This window comes from Streptomyces africanus (genome assembly GCF_002150735.1).
In the GTDB taxonomy this organism is placed as follows: domain Bacteria; phylum Actinomycetota; class Actinomycetes; order Streptomycetales; family Streptomycetaceae; genus Streptomyces; species Streptomyces africanus.
Window position 1 is genome coordinate 13,110 of the sequence record NZ_MUKA01000063.1, and the last position, 16,621, is coordinate 29,730.

A 16,621-nucleotide genomic window follows, 5' to 3' on the forward strand; every position below is an offset into this window, starting at 1 on the left:
GGATCATGAGCAGCGCTCGTTTCCTTAAGGATCTCAGTGTTCACTCCCCCGCGCACACCGGCCCGGGCCGCACCACTCCCCCGGCAACCACCCGTGGCGGGCGATGCGCCGCCACGGGTGACCGGTGTTGTCTGGGACGACGCGCCGTGGCCCCGGCGCGCGAGACAATTCCGCACCGACACCTGAGAAGCCGCACGGCACGGCCGGGGCGGCTCGGATCGGGGGTGGCGACATGTGCCGCTGGCTCGCCTACTCGGGCACTCCTGTGCTGCTGGACGATGTCCTCTACCGGCCGCAGCACTCGCTGATCGACCAGAGCCTGCATGCCCGGATGGGGGTCGAGACCACCAACGGCGACGGCTTCGGTGTCGGCTGGTACGCGTGGCACCTGCGCGCCCCCGCCATCATCCGCGACACCGGCCCGGCCTGGAGCAACCGCAATCTCCGGGAGATCGCCGACCACGTCCGCTCGCCGCTGTTCTTCGCCCACGTCCGCGCCTCCACCGGGTCGGCCGTGCAGCAGACCAACTGTCACCCCTTCCGGCATGGGCAGTGGATGTGGATGCACAACGGGGCGATCACCGGGTTCAGTGAACTGCGCCGCGACCTCATGCTCGCCGTGGATCCCGAGCTGTTCCCGTCGCTGGAGGGCACGACGGACTCCGAGGTGATGTTCCACGTGGCCCTCACTCTCGGGCTGGACGGCGATCCGCCGGGCGCGGTGGCCCGCATGGTGGGGCTGGTCGAGCGGCTGGGAGACGAGCACGGGGTGCCGGAGCCGCTCCAGATGACGGTCGCGGTGACCGACGGCGAACGGCTGTGGTTCTTCCGGTACTCCAGCTCGGGAGACTCACGGTCGCTGTACTACAGCAGCCGGGTGGAGGACGTGCGTGCTCTCCACCCCGACCTCGCGTTCCTGAAGCACATCTCCGACGACACCCGGCTGGTCGTGTCCGAGCCGCTCGGTGATCTCCCCGGGGTCTGGAACGCGGTACCGGAGAGCAGCTACGGCGTCGTACAGCCCGGCCGGGAGCTGCTGCGGCACTTCGAGCCCGAGCCGGTCTGAGCCGGTCCGAGCAGACCGGCGCGACCGGGTCGCGTCAGTGGAGCCGGCCGGCGAACACTTCGTACGCCCGCTCGTCGAAGAGCACGAACCTGACCTCCTCGACCGCCGTGTCCGCTGCCCGTACGGTCTCCACGGCGATGCGCGCGCCGTCGTCCATCGGCCAGCCGTAGACGCCTGTGGAGACGGCCGGGAACGCCACCGTGCGGGCGCCGAGCTCGTCGGCGACGCGGAGGGACTCGCGGTAGCAGGAGGCGAGGAGGGCGGAGCGGTCCTCGGTGGCGCTGTAGACGGGGCCGACCGTGTGGATCACCCAGCGGGCGTCCAGGTTCCCGGCGGTCGTGGCGACGGCCTGGCCTGTGGCCAGGCCCTTGCCGTAGTGGGAGGCGCGGAGCTTGCGGCATTCCGCCAGGATCGCGGGGCCGCCGCGCCGGTGGATCGCCCCGTCGACGCCTCCCCCGCCCAGCAGCGAGGAGTTGGCCGCGTTGACGATGGCGTCGACGCTCTCGCGGGTGATGTCGCCCTGGACCAGTTCGATGGCGGTCATGTCTGCCTCAGTCGCTTCCAGACGGCCTTCGCCGCGTTGTGCCCCGACATGCCGTGCACGCCGGGGCCCGGCGGGGTCGCCGAGGAGCAGATGAAGACGGCCGGGTGGGGGGTGCGGTAGGGGAACAGGGTCGGTTTGGGGCGCAGCAGGACCTGGAGGCCGGAGACCGCGCCGGAGGCGATGTCGCCGCCGACGTAGTTGGCGTTGCGGGCGGCGAGCTCGGGCGGCCCCGCGGTGGCGCGGGCCAGGACGCGGTCGCGGAACCCCGGGGCGTACCGCTCCAGTTGGCGTTCGACGGCGTCGGTGAGGTCGCCGGTCCAGCCGTGCGGTACGTGGCCGTAGGCCCAGAAGACCTGCTTGCCCGCCGGGGCCCGGCTGGGGTCGACGACGCTCGGCTGGACCGTGATCAGGAACGGTTTGTCGGGGGCCCGGCCCTCCCGGGACGCCGCGCGCAGGGCAGCGCTGATCTCCGCGTGGTTCGCGCCGATCTGCACGGTGCCGGCGACGCGGGCCTCCTTCGCGGTCCAGGGCACGGGGCCCTCGAGGGCGTAGTCGATCTTGAAGACGCCCGGGCCGTAGCGGTAGTCCGCGTAGTGGTTGCCGAAGCCGGCGATGCGGGCGAGGGCGGTGGGTGAGGTGTCGAAGACGTACGCGCGGGCGGGCGGCAGGTCGTCGAGGCGCTTGACCTCGTAGTCGGTGTGGACGCTGCCGCCGAGGTCGCGCAGGTAGGCGGCGAGGGCGTCGGAGATGGCCTGGGAGCCGCCGCGGGCGACGGGCCAGCCGCGGGCGTGTGCCGCCAGGGCGAAGACCAGGCCGATGGCGCTGGTGGCGAAGCCGCCGAGCGGTGCCATGACATGCGCGACGAGCCCTGCGAACAGCGTCCTGGCCGGTTCGTCGCGGAAGCGGCGCGTCAGCAGGGTCGACGGGGGCAGGCCGACCAGGCCGAAGCGGGCGAGGGTGACCGGGTCGCGGGGCAGTGCCGTGAGCGGCAGGGACATGAAGTCGCGGGCCAGCACGTCCCACTTGGGCAGGAAGGGCTCGACGAGCCTGCGGTAGGCCCCGGCGTCACGCGGCCCGAAGGAGGCGGCCGTCTCGCCCACCGACCGGGCCAGCACCGCCGCCGAGCCGTCCGGGAAGGGGTGCGCCATGGGGAGCTCGGGGTGCAGCCATTCCAGGCCGTAGCGCTGGAGCGGCAGGGCGCGGAACGCGGGTGAGTTGACGGCGAGCGGGTGCGCCGCGGAGCACGGGTCGTGCCGGAAGCCGGGCAGGGTGAGCTCCTCGGTGCGGGCGCCGCCGCCCACGGTGCCCTGGGCCTCGAACACGGCGACGGAGAATCCGCGGCGGGCCAGCTCCACGGCCGCGGTCAGTCCGTTCGGCCCCGCACCCACTACGACGGCATCGAGCATCGACGGCACCTTCGGACCCCTTCGTCAGCCGACGGCCACTGAGGATCAGGATAGGCCCGGGGACTGACAGTCACCGGCCGCGGGGGGATTCGCCCGCGAACGCCGCCCGGAGAACCCCTTGAGCGACGGGGCATGTACGGTGCGTGACCATCAGCTTCCGCTCGCCAGCAGTGCCGCCACCCGGCGGGCCGTGGCCGCGTCGCGGGCCGCGGTGAAGGGCAGGTCGTTACCGCCCGTGATGCGGAACGGCTCGCCCGTGCGGGTCAGGTGGGCGCCGCCCGCCTCCTCGACCAGGAGCAGACCGGCCGCATGGTCCCATGCCGCCTCCCAGGAGAAGGCGACCGCGTCGGACTCGCCCCGTGCGATGGCGAGGTACTCCAGTCCGGCCGAGCCGCACGCCCGCGGTGCCACACCCTCGGTACGCAGGCCGAGCAGGGCGCGCTTCTGCTCGTCCGTCGTGTAGTCCGGGTGGGAGGTGGCCACGCGGAGGTCCCGGCCGGGCTCGGGCACACCGGCGAACAGCCGCTCCCCGTCGAGGTGGGCGCCTTTGCCCCGCTGGGCGGTGGCGAGCTGGTCGCGGGCGGCGGCGTAGGTCCAGGACGCGAGCAGGGTGCCGCCGTGGGCCAGCGCGACCAGGGTGCAGAAGGCCGCTTCGCCGCGCACGAACTGCCGGGTTCCGTCGACCGGGTCGATGATCCAGACCGGGGCGTCGCCGCGTATGGCCTCGTAGGACGCCGGGTTGGCGTGGACCGCCTCCTCGCCGACCACGGCCGAGCCGGGCAGCAGGGCGCCCAGCGCCTCGGTGAGGTACAGCTCGGCCTTGCGGTCGGCGTCCGTGACCAGGTCGTGCGGGCCGGCCTTCTGGTCGACCTCGTGTGCGGCGAGCCGGCGCCAGCGCGGCATGATCTCGGCGGCGGCCGCGCCGCGGATCGCCTTCTCGACCTCGGAAGCGTGCTGTGCGAGAAACTCTTCGATGGTTTTGGTGCTGTCGATCACTCCACCATCACAACACGCGGCACTGACAATCCCCACCCGCCCGCTGCACTGCCGGTGGCCGCACGATGAACAGCGACGGGTCCGCGCGGGCTCCGCGGTCAGGTGGACTCAGCGGCTTCACCGCCCGACCGCGTAACCCTGCATGCCGCGCGGGTTCGCCGCCGCCGACAGGACGCCCGTCCCGGGCTCCCGCGCGACCGCGCAGAGCCGGCCCTCCGACCAGGGGCCGCCGACGGTCACCCGGTGGCCGCGCCGCCGCAGCTCCTCGACGACGGCCGGGTCGGTGCGCGACTCCACGGTGACGCTCCCCGGGCGCATGCCGCGCGGGTAGAAGGAGCCGGGGAAGCTGTCGTTGTGCCAGTTCGGGGCGTCGATCGCGCCCTGGAGGTCCAGGCCGCCGCGCACCTCGGCGCGCAGCGCGACCGCCAGCAGGAAGTGCAGCTGCCACTGGTCCTGCTGGTCCCCGCCCGGTGTGCCGAACGCCATGACCGGCACGCCCTCGCGCAGGGCTATCGAGGGCGTCAGCGTGGTGCGGGGGCGGCGGCCGGGGGTGAGGGAGTTCGGCAGGCCGTCCTCCAGCCAGGTCATCTGGAGCCGGGTGCCGAGCGGGAAGCCGAGTTCGGGCACGACGGGGTTGGACTGGAGCCAACCGCCGCTGGGCGTGGCCGCGACCATGTTGCCCCACCGGTCGACGACGTCCAGGTGGCAGGTGTCGCCGCGGGTGGCCCCGTCGTCGCCGACCTCCGGTTCGCCGGGTACGGGGGACGCCGGGCTCTTCGCGACGGTCGGTTCGCCGATGCCCGGGGCGGCGGCTCGTTCCGGTGCGGTGGCCGCCACGCGCGCGTGGGCGGACAGCCGCGGGGTGCGTCCGCCGGGGCTGCCGGGCCGCAGGTCGGGGCAGGCCCGCTCGCCGACGAGCGCGCGGCGGGCGGTGTTGTACGCGTCGGACAGCAGGTCGTCGAGCGGCACGTCGGCGGCGTCCCCGTACCAGGCCTCCCGGTCGGCCATGGCGAGTTTGCAGTTCTCGACCAGCAGGTGGACGTAGTCGGCGGAGCCGTAGGGGGGCAGTCCGGGCGGGAGCAGGGCGAGCTGCTGGAGGAGGACCGGGCCCTGGCTCCAGGGGCCCGGCTTGCACACGGTCCAGCCGTTCCAGTCGTACGTCGCTGGTGTCTCGTAGGTCGCGGACCAGGCGGCGAGGTCGGCGGCCGTGAGGGTGCCGGTGTGGCGTTCGCCGCTGGTGTCCAGGGTGGGCTGCCGGGCCTGCCGTACCAGGGCCTCGGCGATGAAGCCGGAGCGCCACACCGCCCGCGCGGCCTCGATCCCGGCCTCCCGGTCCCCGGTCCCCGCGGTCTCGGCGAGCAGGCGCTTCCAGGTGGCGGCGAGCGCCGGGTTGGCGAAGAGCTCGCCGGGGCGCGGGGCCCTGCCGCCGGGCAGGTAGACGTCCGCCGACGAGGTCCATTCCGTCTCGAACAGTTCGCGCACGGTCTCGACGGTCTCGCCGACGCGTTCCACCGGCGGGTGCCCGTGCTCGGCGTATCCGATGGCGTACTTCAGGACGTCGGCGAGGGACTTGGTGCCGTGGTCGCGCAGCAGCAGCATCCAGGCGTCGAACGCGCCCGGCACGGCGGCTGCGAGCGGCCCGGTGCCGGGGACGAGGTCCAGGCCGAGGCCCCGGTAGTGCGCGACCGTCGCCCCGGCCGGTGCGACGCCCTGCCCGCACAGCACCCGCACCTCGCCGCCGGCCGGCGCGAGCAGGATCGGCACCTCGCCGGCCGGGCCGTTGAGGTGCGGCTCGACGACATGCAGCACGAACGCGCCCGCGACGGCCGCGTCGTAGGCGTTGCCGCCGTCCTCCAGGACGGCCATCGCCGACTGCGAGGCGAGCCAGTGCGTGGAGGACACCATGCCGAAGGTGCCCTGGAGGGTGGGGCGGGTGGTGAACATGCGGTCTTTCACCTCGCTGCGCGAATCCGGGCCGGCCCAGCAGGCTATCGGCGCGGCAGGACCTGGCCCCGGCCAGGGCTTCGGCAGGGCCGCGTCTTTCGGGCTCGCGTGTTGCCGCGTCCGGCACAAACCGTTCACTCACCTTCGAACCGGCCGAAACCCCAACCGGCGACAGTGAGTCACCGTCACCGCGCAAGCACGGAGCGAGTTCGCACTTCCGCGTCACAGGGAGTCATGTGAAACTGTCGTCCCGTCCGCCGTCCCCCACGAGAAGGGCGCCGTGCGTTCCCTACCTCTGCCCCTGGCCCTGACCGCACGCATCTCCCCGGTGGCCGTGCTCGCCGCGGCGGGCTGGGCGCTGTCGTCCGGCCCGCTCGCCGCGCCGCAGGCCGCCGAGCACAAGCCGGCCGACGACAAGCCCGCGACCCAGTCGGCGTCCGCCCCGTCGACGTCGACGGTGTCGAAGGCCTACTCGGCCGCGCCGGCGCCGTGCGAGAGCGTCGCCAAGAAGACGGTCGAGTCGCTGGTGCCGGGTGCCAAGACGGCCGGGAAGGAGATCCCGTCCACGGACACGGCATTGCGCCGCACCTGCTCCTGGAACGCGCTCAAGGGGTACGACTACCGCTGGCTCGACGTGTCCTTCGAGGTGATGGAGTCGGACGAGGCGGCCGAGAAGGCCTACAAGGGGCGCACCGAGGAGAACAGCGGCGGAGGCGCCGTCCCCGGTCTGGGCGACACGGCGTACTCCATCGTCAACCTCACCACCGAGGACAAGCAGCAGACCCGCGAGGGCCAGGTGTTCGTCCGCGCGTCCAACGCGCTGGTGGTCGTCACGTACAACGGCAGCGACTTCGAGTCGAAGAAGGCGCCGAGCACGGACACGATCAACAAGGGCGCCATCAAGGCGGCGAAGGAAGCGGTGGCCGCGCTGGAGGGCGGCAAGGGCTGACCGCCCTCCGGCGTCCGCGTCCGTGGCCGGGTCAGACGGTGGCCCGGTTGCCGCCTCGTGCCGCCATCAGAATCAGGTACAGCAGCATCGACGTGCCCAGGCCCACCGCCCAGCCGTAGTCGGCCAGATCGGCCAGTGCCGGGATGGGACGGCCGTCGATCAGCGGCTTGAAGCTCGCGCCGCCGACGGCGAGGACGCCGCCGGTCACGAAGGCGACGACGGCCCGCCAGTTCCAGCCGCCCTCGTACCAGTAGCGGCCGCCCGTGCGGTACAGGTCGGCCAGGTCGAGCCGGGAGCGGCGCAGGATCCAGTAGTCGGCGATGAGGATGCCGGCGACGGTGCCGAGCAGGCCGCCGACCAGGCCGAGCCAGGTGAAGATGTAGCCCTGCGGGTCGGAGTACAGCTTCCACGGGAAGATCAGCACACCGAGGACGCAGGTGGCGAGCGCGCCCGCCCGGAAACTGATCTTCCGGGGCGCGATGTTGGAGAAGTCGAACGCGGGTGAGACCAGGTTGGCCGCGACGTTGACGGACAGCGTGGCCACCAGGACGGTGACGAGGGCGAACAGCAGGCCCACCGTGCTGTCGGTCTTGGCCGCGAGCTGTACCGGGTCCCAGATGGCCTCGCCGTAGACGGCCTGCGAGCCCGAGGTGACCATCACGGACAGGAACGCGAACAGCGTCATCGTCGTGGGCAGACCGAGGGCCTGACCCCACGTCTGCGCCTTCTGGCTCTTGCCGTAGCGGGTGAAGTCGGGGATGTTCAGCGACAGCGTGGACCAGAAGCCGATCATGCCCATCAGGGCGGGCGCGAACAGCTTCCAGAAGTCGGCGCCCCAGCCCAGCTTCGACGGCTGGTCGAACAGCGGTCCGAAGCCGCCCGCCTTGTCGCTCATCCACCACAGCATCACGAACGCGCCGACGAGCACGAACGGCGCCGCCCAGTTCTCGAAGCGGCGGATGGTCTCCATGCCCCGGTAGATGATGACGACCTGGAGCGCCCAGAAGATCGCGAACGACAGCCACATGGTCCAGGCGTAGCCGCCGACCTTCGCCGCGTCCGTCCAGCCGCTGCCGACGAGCTTGCCGGCCAGGAAGTAGATGGCCTCGCCGCCGATCCAGGTCTGGATGCCGAACCAGCCGCAGGCCACCAGCGCCCGTACGACGGCGGGCAGGTTGGCCCCGCGGATGCCGAAGGAGGCCCGGGCGAAGACCGGGAAGGGTATGCCGTACTTGGGTCCGGCGTGCCCGGTGAGCAGCATCGGTATCAGCACGATCACATTGGCCAGGGCGATGGTGAACACCGCCTGCTTCCAGTCCATGCCGACGGCGATGAGACCGGAGGCCAGGGTCCAGGAGGCCGTGTTGTGGGCCATGCCGACCCACAGCGCGGAGAAGTTGTACGTGGTCCAGGTGCGCTTGTCGACGGGGACCGGCAGCAGGTCCTCGTTGGCGTAGGGCCCGGTCGGTGCGGGGGCGCCCGGGGCGATCTCCACCCGGCCGTCGGCGAGGGTGACTTGGGTGGTCGGCGGCGGTGCCGTGGGAACGGTGTCGGTCATGGGCCAGGCCAATCATGGAGGTGGGACGGGAAAGGCCATGCGGGTGACGCCGATGGGGGGTGCGCTCGGGAGCGCCCTGGGCCCCCTTCCCGGGCCGGCGGGAAGGGGGAGATCAAAGGGAGATTCACAAAGGGAGTGGTGCCGGGGTGGTCAGCCGTTCACGGCCGGGATGACCCGCGATCCGTAGGTGTCGATCACGGCTTCCTGCGCGTCGTGCATGTCGTAGACGGCGAACTGGTCCACGCCGAGGGCGCGCAGCGCGTTCAGTTTCTCGACGTGCTTGTCGACCGGGCCGATCAGGCAGAACCGGTCGACGATCTCGTCGGGCACGAACTGGGTGTCCGGGTTGTCGGCGCGGCCGTGGTGGGAGTAGTCGTAGCCCTCCCGCGCCTTGATGTAGTCGGTGAGTTCGTCGGGGACGGCGGCGGAGTGCTCGCCGTACTTGGACACCAGGTCGGCGACGTGGTTGCCGACCATCCCGCCGAACCACCGGCACTGCTCGCGCGCGTGGGCGAGCGCCTCGGGCGAAGCGTCCTCGGTGACGTAGGCGGGGGCGGCCACGCAGACGGTCACCTCGGACGGGTCCCGGCCGGCGGCGACGGCCGCGTCCTTCACGGCCTTGACCATGTACTCGGTCAGGTAGAGGTCGGCCAGCTGGAGGATGAACCCGTCGGCCTCCTCACCGGTCATCTTCAGGGCCTTGGGTCCGTACGCGGCCATCCACACGGGGAGTTCGGCGCCCGGCCCGATCCACGGGAAGCGGACGACCGTGCCGCCGCCGAGGTCGGCCTCCTGGCCGCTGCCGAGGGCCCGGATGACCTTCATGGCCTCGCTGATCCGGGCCAGCGTGTTGGGCTTGCGGCCGGCCACGCGCATCGCGGAGTCGCCGCGGCCGATGCCGCAGACCGTGCGGTTGCCGAACATGTCGTTGAGCGTGGCGAAGGTGGAGGCGGTGACCTCCCAGGTGCGGGTGCCCGGGTTGGTCACCATCGTCCCGACCTTCAGTTTCGTGGTGTTGGCCAGGATCTGGCTGTAGATCACGAACGGTTCCTGCCACAGCACGGCGGAGTCGAAGGTCCAGCCGTAGGAGAATCCGTTGCGTTCCGCGCGTTTCATCAGGCTGATCACCCGCGAGGCCGGCGGGTCGGTCTGCAGGACGAGTCCGAAGTCCATCCGCACCACTCCTAGTTGAGGTACTGACAGGTGGAACGCGGGGTGAAGACGCCGTGCCCGGCGTGCCCGGTGTACTCCCGCTCGGTGATGACGGGTACGCCGCGCGAGAGGACCGTCTCGACCCGGCCGGTGACGCGTTTGCCCTCGTACGCCGAGTAGTCGACGTTCATGTGGTGCGTCTCGACCGACATGACCTGCTCGGCGTGCGGGTCGTAGATGACGACGTCGGCGTCGGCGCCCGGCGCGATGGTGCCCTTCTTCGGGTAGAGGCCGAACATCCGGGCCGGGGAGGCGCAGGCGATCTCGATCCAGCGGCGGCGCGAGATGTGCCCGTCGAGGACCGCCTGGTGGAGCAGGTCCATACGGTTCTCCACGCCCGGCAGGCCGTTGGGGATCTTGGAGAAGTCGCCGCGGCCGAGTTCCTTCTGGCCGACGAAGCAGAAGGGGCAGTGGTCGGTGGAGACGACCTGGAGGTCGTTGGTGCGCAGGCCCCGCCACAGCGCGGCCTGGTGCTCCTTCGGCCTGAGCGGGGTGGAACACACGTACTTCGCGCCCTCGAAGTCCGGCTCGGCGAGGTTGTCGGTGGACAGGAACAGGTACTGCGGGCAGGTCTCGCCGAAGACGTTCAGCCCCTCGTCGCGGGCCCGGGCCAGCTCGGCGACCGCCTCCGTCGCCGAGACGTGCACGACGTACAGGGGCGCGCCCGCGACCTGCGCGAGCTTGATGGCGCGGTGGGTGGCCTCGGCCTCCAGCAGGGCCTTGCGGACCTCGCCGTGGTAGCGCGGGTCGGTCTCGCCCCGGGCCAGGGCCTGCTCGACCAGGACGTCGATCGCGATGCCGTTCTCGGCGTGCATCATGATCAGGCCGCCGTTCTCGGCGGAGCGCTGCATGGCGCGCAGGATCTGGCCGTCGTCGGAGTAGAACACCCCCGGGTAGGCCATGAACTGCTTGAAGGAGGTGACGCCCTCCTCGATCAGGTGGTCCATCTCCTTGAGCGTGTGCTCGTTGACGTCGGAGACGATCATGTGGAAGCCGTAGTCGATGGCGCAGTTGCCCTCGGCCTTGCCGTGCCAGGCGTCCAGGCCCTCGCGCAGGCTGTGCCCGACGCTCTGCACGGCGAAGTCGATGATCGTGGTCGTGCCGCCCCAGGCGGCGGCGCGGGTGCCGGTCTCGAAGGTGTCGGAGGCGAAGGTGCCGCCGAAGGGCAGCTCCATGTGGGTGTGGGCGTCGACGCCGCCGGGGATGACGTACTTTCCGGTGGCGTCGATCGTCCGGTCCGCGGTGAAGGCCTCGGCGGCGGGGGTGCCGGAGGCTGCGAGGGCGGCGATTCGGCCGTCCTCTATCAGGACGTCGGCGTGGATCTCGTCGGATGCGGTGATTACCAGGCCGCCGCGAATGGCTGTACGGCTCATCGGTCGCTCCTCACGGTGGGCACGTGACGGTTGTTCGTGGCTGGTCGCGCGCACGCGGCGGTAGCCGCATATCGAATACAGCCCCGCGCCCCTAGAGGTCGGTCAGCGGACCGTATGTTCCAGGCGCCCGGTCCCTGTAGAACTGCCAGCGGTCGCGGACCTCGCGGAGTTTGGCCATGTCCAGGTCGCGGACGACCAGTTCGGGCTCCTTGTCGCTCGCCACCTCGCCGATGAACTGGGCCTCCGGGTCGACGAAGTACGACGTCCCGTAGAAGTCGTTGTCGCCGTACTCCTCGACGCCGACCCGGTTGATCGCGCCCACGAAGTACTCGTTGGCGACGGCCGCGGCCGGCTGTTCCAGCTGCCAGAGGTAGCCGGACAGGCCGCGCGAGGTGGCCGAGGGGTTGAAGACGATCTCCGCGCCCGCGAGGCCGAGCGCGCGCCAGCCCTCGGGGAAGTGGCGGTCGTAGCAGATGTAGACGCCGATCCTGCCCACGGCGGTCTCGAAGACCGGCCAGCCGCTGTTTCCCGGACGGAAGTAGAACTTCTCCCAGAAGCCCTGGACCTGCGGGATGTGTGTCTTGCGGTACTTGCCGAGGTAGGAGCCGTCCGCGTCGATCACGGCGGCGGTGTTGTAGAGGACCCCGGGCTGTTCCTCCTCGTACATCGGCAGGACCAGGACGATGCCCAGTTCCCTGGCGAGGGCCTGGAAGCGGCGGACGATCGGGCCCTCGGGGATCTGCTCGGCGTACTCGTAGAAAGCCGGGTCCTGGACCTGGCAGAAGTACGGTCCGTAGAACAGCTCCTGGAAGCAGAGGACTTGGGCGCCCTGCGCGGCGGCGTCGCGGGCCGCCTGCTCGTGGACCTGGATCATCGACTCCTTGTCGCCCGTCCAGGCGGTCTGGAAGACGGCGGCACGGATCACTCGGCTCATCGGGACCTCCGGTCGCTCGGTGTGCCGTGAGCCTAGGAAGCCGGGACTCGCCATTTGAGTTGCACCGTGTCACGTCTGGGGGCGTGCGGCGTGTCACTGTGTCACTCTGCCGTGGGCCCATGTTTCACCGCCGTTTTCCCAGGTGGTCGGGTGTTTCACTGCTGTTGCGCGTCGTGCGCGAGGAGTGCGATGTGCACCGAGGCGGCCTGCTCGAAGTCGTCGAGGTCCACCCCGAGGCGGACCTGTATGGATTCCAGGCGGCGGTACAGGGCGGGCCGCGAGACGTGGTGGAGCTGGGCGGTGCGGGACTTGTTGCGGCCGGTGGCGAGGTAGGTGCGCAGCACGGACAGCAGGTCCTCCCCGGTCTCGCACAGCAGCCCGTCCAGCTCCCGCTCCGCGAAGGACTGCACGTGCGGGTCGTCGCGCAGCAGGCGGATCAGGCCCCGCAGGTGGACGTCCCGCAGGCGGACGACCGGCGGGAGGTCCAGGGCGGCGGCGGAGTCGGCGACGGCGTCCGCCACGTGCCGGGCCTCGCGCAGTCCGGCGGGGACGTCGTCCCAGGCGGTCCGGGCGTCGGCCGCGGCGACGACCGTGCGGGCCGGTCCGCACTCGGTGCGCAGCCGGGTCGCGAAGTGCGCGGCGAGGGCGTCCGCGTCCTGGTCGCGGGGGAGGCTGAGCAGCACGGCGGTGGCTCCGTCGGCCAGTTCGGCGACCAGCCCGGGCAGGCCCAGCAGCCGCAGCAGCCGGTCGAGCCGGGCGGTGTCGCCGTCGCGGACGACCAGCGGCACGAACGTCCGCCGGTTGACCGGCAGCCCGGCCGCGCGCGCCCGCGGCAGCAGTTGCCGTGCCGGTACGACGCCGCTGACCAGGTCGGTCAGCAGGCTCTGCGCGGACTGCTCCTCCCAGGAGCAGGCGGCGCCGCCGAGCATGCGGTGCAGGACGAGGGCCTCGGCGGCGCGGTCGGCCAGCAGCCGTCCGGTGGCCGTGTCGCCCCGGTAGCCGCACAGCACGATCCGGCCCCAGCGCTCCCCGCGTCCGCCCAGTTCGGCCCGGATCCAGCCGTCGCCCTCGGTACCTCCCCCAGTGCCTGAACGGCCTGGGCGGTGTCCCCACGCCTGCCGGGCGATGCGCTCCCAGTCGCGCAGCACGTCGTCCACCGCCGGCCGCTCCCCCGCCGTGCCGAGGACGCGGTGGGCGAGGTTGGTGACGACGACCGGGCAGGCGCTGTGCCGGGCGACCTCGTCGAGCAGGCGTTGCAGCGGGGCGCCCGCGGTGATCAGGGCGGTGAGTTCGGTGCGGACGGCCTCGGAGAGGCTGACGGCGGCGAACTTGCGCCGCACCAGCCGCGACTGGACCTCCTCGGTCAGCTCCGCGAAGGGGAAGGGCCGGTGCAGGACGACCATCGGCAGCCCGCACCGCTCGGCCGCCCGGCGCATCACGGCCGGTGCGGCGGGGAAGGCGCGGCCGAGTCCGAGGACGACGGCGGCGGCGTCCGCGCGGTGCAGCGACCGGACGTACTCGGCCTGCTTCTCCTCGTCGCCCGCGAGCAGCACCCCGGTGGTGAGGACCATCTCGCCGCCGCTGAGCATCACGCCCACGTCGGCGGCCTCGGCGACGTGCACCCAGCGCACGGCCCGGTCGAGATGGCTCGCGCCGGCCACCACCTCGGGGTCCCCGGCGAGTACCCGCTCCAGGGTGAGGACCTGCCGGACCGACAGCGCGGGTTCCAGGGAATCCAAGGTGATGGTCATGGTGCCGTCTCTTGTTCAGTTCACTGCTACTGGATGCTCCTCAGAGCGTTCTCGAGGATCGCGGCGCCTTCCTCGGCCTCCGCGACGTTGAGGGACAGCGGCGGGGCGACGCGCAGGGCGCTGGTGTTGTGGCCGCCGCCCTTGCCGATCAGCAGGCCGCCCTCGCGGGCCGCCTCCAGGACGGCCGCCGCGGCCTGCGGGTCGGCCTCGTCGGTCCCCGGCTTGGTGATCTCGATGCCGATCATCAGTCCGCGTCCGCGCACCTCCCGCACGGCCGGCACGTGCGCGGCGGCGGACCGCAGCCGCTCGATGAGCATGCCGCCGACGCGCCGGGCGTTGCCCTGGAGGTCGTGTTCCAGCAGGTAGTTGAGGTTGGCGAGGCCCGCCGCCATGGTGAGCTGGGTGCCGCCGAACGTGGAGATGCTGTTGGAGTCGAGGCAGTTCATGATCTCGGAGCGGGCGACGACACCGCCGATGGACATGCCGTTGCCGATGCCCTTGGCGAAGGTCATGAGGTCCGGCGGCCCGTTCTGCCCGTGGGCCTGCCAGCCCCAGAAGTGCTCGCCGGTGCGGCCCCAGCCGGTCTGCACCTCGTCGGCGATCCACAGGATGCCCCGCTCGTGCAGCACCTCGCGGAAGGCGGCGTACAGCCCGTCCGGCGGTGCGGTGAAGCCGCCGACGCCCTGGACGGGCTCCGCGATCAGCGCGGCCGGGGGACGCGTGTGCCCGAGCAGGTCCTTCAGGTCCTCGACGCAGGCGGCGATGAAGTCGTCGTCGCCGAGGGAGGCGAACGGGCCGCGGGTGCGCACGCCGCCGTGGACGTAGAGCGTCTGGAGCGGGGAGAGCGAGGTCGGGGACCAGCCGCTGTTGCCGGTGATGCCCACGGAGCTGAAGGAGCGGCCGTGGTAGCTGTTGCGCATCGCCAGGATCGTGTTGCTGCGCCGGTACGCCGTGGCCAGCAGCAGGGCGGTGTCGTTGGCCTCGGTGCCGGAGGTGGTGAAGAAGACGCGGGCGTCCGGGATGCCGCTGAGCTGGGCCACGCGCTCGGCGAGTTCGACCATCGGCCGGTTGAGGTACAGGGTCGACGAGTGGACGATCCGCCCGGCCTGCTCGCTCACCGCCTTGGTCACCTCGGGCAGGGCGTGCGCGGTCATCGTGGTGAGGATGCCGCCGAAGAAGTCGAGGTACCGGTTGCCGTGGGCGTCCCAGACGTGGCGGCCCTCGCCGTGGGTGATCTCCAGGGGGTCCTCGTAGTAGAGGGCGAGCCAGTCGGGGAGCACGGCCCGGTGGCGGCCCAGCAGGTCGTTGGTCACGGCTGCACCAGTCCTTCGTAGGCGTCGGGGCGGCGGTCGCGGTAGAAGGCCCACGTCTGCCGCACTTCTTCGATGAGGTCGAGGTCCAGGTCGCGGATCACGAGCTCCTCCTGGCTGTCGTCGGCGACGTCGCCCACGAACTGCCCGCGGGGGTCGACGAAGTAGCTCGTCCCGTAGAAGTCGTTGTCGCCGTACTCCTCCCGTCCGACGCGGTTGATCGCGGCGATGTAGTACCCGTTCGCGACGGCGGCCGCGGGCTGCTCCAGCCGCCACAGGTGGGACGACAGGCTGCGGTGGGTGGCGGAGGGGTTGTAGACCAGCTGGGCTCCGGACAGGCCGAGCTGCCGCCAGCCCTCCGGGAAGTGGCGGTCGTAGCAGATGTAGACGCCGACCTTGCCGGCCGCCGTGTCGAAGACGGGCCAGCCGAGGTTGCCGGGCTTGAAGTAGAACTTCTCACGGAAGCCCTTGAGCTGCGGGATGTGGTGCTTGCGGTACTTGCCGAGGTAGGTGCCGTCGGCGTCGATCACGGCCGCGGTGTTGTAGTAGAAGCCGGGCTGCTCCGCCTCGAACACCGGCGCGACGATCACCAGGCCGGTCTCGCGCGCGAGGGCCCGCATGCGCCGCACGGTCGGCCCGTTGGGCACGGGCTCGGCCCAGCGGTAGTGCTCCGGCTCCTCGACCTGGCAGAAGTAGGGGCTGTTGAAGACTTCCTGGAAACCGATGATCTTTGCGCCCCGGCGGGCCGCCTCGCGGGCGTGCTCCTCGTGTTTCGCCACCATGGACTCGGTGTCGCCGGTCCAGGTGGCCTGGACCAGGGCGGCACGTACGACGTTGGCCATGAGCTGCTCCTTCGACGCGACGGCTGCGCCTCTACGCCCGTAGAAGCGGGCCGTAGAGCCACGAACGTAAGCCTCCGGCACGGGCTTGCCAAGACCATCGTCGCCAACCCGCGGTACCCGGCGCCATTCGCACTCCGGTGGGTGAGTCGCCGGGGGCACGGCATGCCCGGTCAGGCGGGGAATCCGGCGACCCGGAGGGCGTGCACGAGGTCCCAGCGGCGCTCGTCCGACACGCCCCGGGCGGCCTCCAGGAGAAGTGGTACGAGGGTCTGCGGACCGGGCTCGGCGCTGCGGGCCGCCTCCTCGGGGGTGCGGGCCCTGACGTACGCGTCGAGCAGCACGCGCACCTCGCGGTGACGCCCCTCGGCGACGAGTCCGAGGACGGCCTCACCGATCTCGCCCGGGGGCCGGCCGACCCCCTGCCGCAGGATCTGCTGTCCGTCGACCGCGCGCCCGGCGGCGCCCAGCGTGTCCGCCGCGGCGACCAGCCGCCCGGCGGGCAGCGAGCCGGCCTCCCAGAGCAGCGTCTGCCAGTCCGCACCGAGCCCGGCGCGCTCCAGCTCCTGCGCGAGCAGCGGGAACCGGGCCGGGGCCCAGGACACGGCCTCGACCAGCAGGGCGTGCGCCTCGCCGCTGCGGCCCTCCTTCCGCAGCCGCGCGTCGCCGCCCTCGGGATGGCGGAGCGGAGGGATGTCGTCCAGGCGGTCGAGACCCTCGCGCGGCTGCGGAAGGAGGG

At 71.9% G+C, this 16,621-nt stretch carries 14 protein-coding genes; 2 read left to right on the top strand and 12 right to left on the bottom strand.

The genetic code is table 11. The annotated features are described in order from the left end of the window. The first annotated feature begins 232 nt into the window (after positions 1 to 232). Entirely contained in the window at positions 233 to 1,066 is an 834-nt protein-coding gene (locus tag CCL05_RS09700) for a class II glutamine amidotransferase (protein ID WP_086560099.1), read from the top strand. A gap of 34 nt (positions 1,067 to 1,100) precedes the next feature. Here CCL05_RS09700 and CCL05_RS09705 read toward each other — a convergent pair whose 3' ends face one another. The 4 genes from CCL05_RS09705 to CCL05_RS09720 all read right to left on the bottom strand — a co-directional run bounded on the left by CCL05_RS09705 (position 1,101) and on the right by CCL05_RS09720 (position 5,956). After that, complete coding sequence (locus CCL05_RS09705; protein WP_086560100.1) at positions 1,101 to 1,610, bottom strand: O-acetyl-ADP-ribose deacetylase; 510 nt, start codon at positions 1,608 to 1,610, stop codon at positions 1,101 to 1,103. Next, positions 1,607 to 3,016: a phytoene desaturase family protein gene (locus CCL05_RS09710; protein WP_086560101.1), complete on the bottom strand. Its 1,410-nt coding sequence runs from the start codon at positions 3,014 to 3,016 to the stop codon at positions 1,607 to 1,609. Before CCL05_RS09710 ends, CCL05_RS09705 begins: the two co-directional genes overlap by 4 nt. A 150-nt stretch (positions 3,017 to 3,166) precedes the next feature. Beyond that, positions 3,167 to 4,012, bottom strand: a complete 846-nt coding sequence (locus tag CCL05_RS09715; RefSeq protein WP_086560102.1) for an inositol monophosphatase family protein — start codon at positions 4,010 to 4,012, stop codon at positions 3,167 to 3,169. Positions 4,013 to 4,129: 117 nt separating this feature from the next. Next, complete coding sequence (locus CCL05_RS09720) at positions 4,130 to 5,956, bottom strand: gamma-glutamyltransferase family protein (protein ID WP_086560103.1); 1,827 nt, start codon at positions 5,954 to 5,956, stop codon at positions 4,130 to 4,132. A gap of 280 nt (positions 5,957 to 6,236) precedes the next feature. Here CCL05_RS09720 and CCL05_RS09725 point away from each other — a divergent pair, with 280 nt between their 5' ends. Beyond that, positions 6,237 to 6,905, top strand: a complete 669-nt coding sequence (locus CCL05_RS09725) for a hypothetical protein (protein WP_086560104.1) — start codon at positions 6,237 to 6,239, stop codon at positions 6,903 to 6,905. 31 nt (positions 6,906 to 6,936) lie between these two features. On the opposite strand, the gene CCL05_RS09730 is transcribed toward CCL05_RS09725, so the two are convergent. The 8 genes from CCL05_RS09730 to CCL05_RS09765 form a co-directional block, all read right to left on the bottom strand. Further along, positions 6,937 to 8,463: an NCS1 family nucleobase:cation symporter-1 gene (locus CCL05_RS09730; protein WP_086560105.1), complete on the bottom strand. Its 1,527-nt coding sequence runs from the start codon at positions 8,461 to 8,463 to the stop codon at positions 6,937 to 6,939. A 150-nt stretch (positions 8,464 to 8,613) separates the two neighbouring features. Next, a complete protein-coding gene (locus CCL05_RS09735) occupies positions 8,614 to 9,636 on the bottom strand; it encodes a TIGR03842 family LLM class F420-dependent oxidoreductase (RefSeq protein WP_086560106.1) in 1,023 nt (340 codons plus the stop codon). A gap of 11 nt (positions 9,637 to 9,647) precedes the next feature. After that, on the bottom strand, positions 9,648 to 11,048 hold the full coding sequence (gene hydA, locus CCL05_RS09740) for a dihydropyrimidinase (RefSeq protein ID WP_086560107.1): 1,401 nt from the start codon (positions 11,046 to 11,048) through the stop codon (positions 9,648 to 9,650). 91 nt (positions 11,049 to 11,139) lie between these two features. Continuing rightward, positions 11,140 to 11,982 (bottom strand): nitrilase-related carbon-nitrogen hydrolase, encoded by an 843-nt coding sequence (locus CCL05_RS09745; protein ID WP_086560108.1) that lies wholly within the window; start codon positions 11,980 to 11,982, stop codon positions 11,140 to 11,142. A gap of 155 nt (positions 11,983 to 12,137) precedes the next feature. Then, positions 12,138 to 13,733: a PucR family transcriptional regulator gene (locus CCL05_RS09750; protein WP_086560109.1), complete on the bottom strand. Its 1,596-nt coding sequence runs from the start codon at positions 13,731 to 13,733 to the stop codon at positions 12,138 to 12,140. Positions 13,734 to 13,759: 26 nt separating this feature from the next. Beyond that, complete coding sequence (locus tag CCL05_RS09755; protein ID WP_086560110.1) at positions 13,760 to 15,046, bottom strand: aspartate aminotransferase family protein; 1,287 nt, start codon at positions 15,044 to 15,046, stop codon at positions 13,760 to 13,762. After that, positions 15,043 to 15,885 (bottom strand): nitrilase-related carbon-nitrogen hydrolase, encoded by an 843-nt coding sequence (locus CCL05_RS09760; RefSeq protein ID WP_086560111.1) that lies wholly within the window; start codon positions 15,883 to 15,885, stop codon positions 15,043 to 15,045. Before CCL05_RS09760 ends, CCL05_RS09755 begins: the two co-directional genes overlap by 4 nt. Before the next feature lie 170 nt (positions 15,886 to 16,055). Continuing rightward, positions 16,056 to 16,621: hypothetical protein (locus CCL05_RS09765; protein WP_244204222.1), on the bottom strand; the 566-nt coding region annotated here is incomplete at its 5' end.

What these genes read in the sequence shown, in the direction of transcription:
- CCL05_RS09700 (WP_086560099.1), top strand. Translation starts at nt 233, where the DNA reads ATGTGCCGCTGGCTCGCCTACTCGGGCACTCCTGTGCTGCTGGACGAT.
- CCL05_RS09705 (WP_086560100.1), bottom strand. Translation starts at nt 1,610, where the DNA reads ATGACCGCCATCGAACTGGTCCAGGGCGACATCACCCGCGAGAGCGTC.
- CCL05_RS09710 (WP_086560101.1), bottom strand. Translation starts at nt 3,016, where the DNA reads ATGCTCGATGCCGTCGTAGTGGGTGCGGGGCCGAACGGACTGACCGCG.
- CCL05_RS09720 (WP_086560103.1), bottom strand. Translation starts at nt 5,956, where the DNA reads ATGTTCACCACCCGCCCCACCCTCCAGGGCACCTTCGGCATGGTGTCC.
- CCL05_RS09730 (WP_086560105.1), bottom strand. Translation starts at nt 8,463, where the DNA reads ATGACCGACACCGTTCCCACGGCACCGCCGCCGACCACCCAAGTCACC.
- CCL05_RS09735 (WP_086560106.1), bottom strand. Translation starts at nt 9,636, where the DNA reads ATGGACTTCGGACTCGTCCTGCAGACCGACCCGCCGGCCTCGCGGGTG.
- hydA (WP_086560107.1), bottom strand. Translation starts at nt 11,048, where the DNA reads ATGAGCCGTACAGCCATTCGCGGCGGCCTGGTAATCACCGCATCCGAC.
- CCL05_RS09745 (WP_086560108.1), bottom strand. Translation starts at nt 11,982, where the DNA reads ATGAGCCGAGTGATCCGTGCCGCCGTCTTCCAGACCGCCTGGACGGGC.
- CCL05_RS09750 (WP_086560109.1), bottom strand. Translation starts at nt 13,733, where the DNA reads ATGACCATCACCTTGGATTCCCTGGAACCCGCGCTGTCGGTCCGGCAG.
- CCL05_RS09760 (WP_086560111.1), bottom strand. Translation starts at nt 15,885, where the DNA reads ATGGCCAACGTCGTACGTGCCGCCCTGGTCCAGGCCACCTGGACCGGC.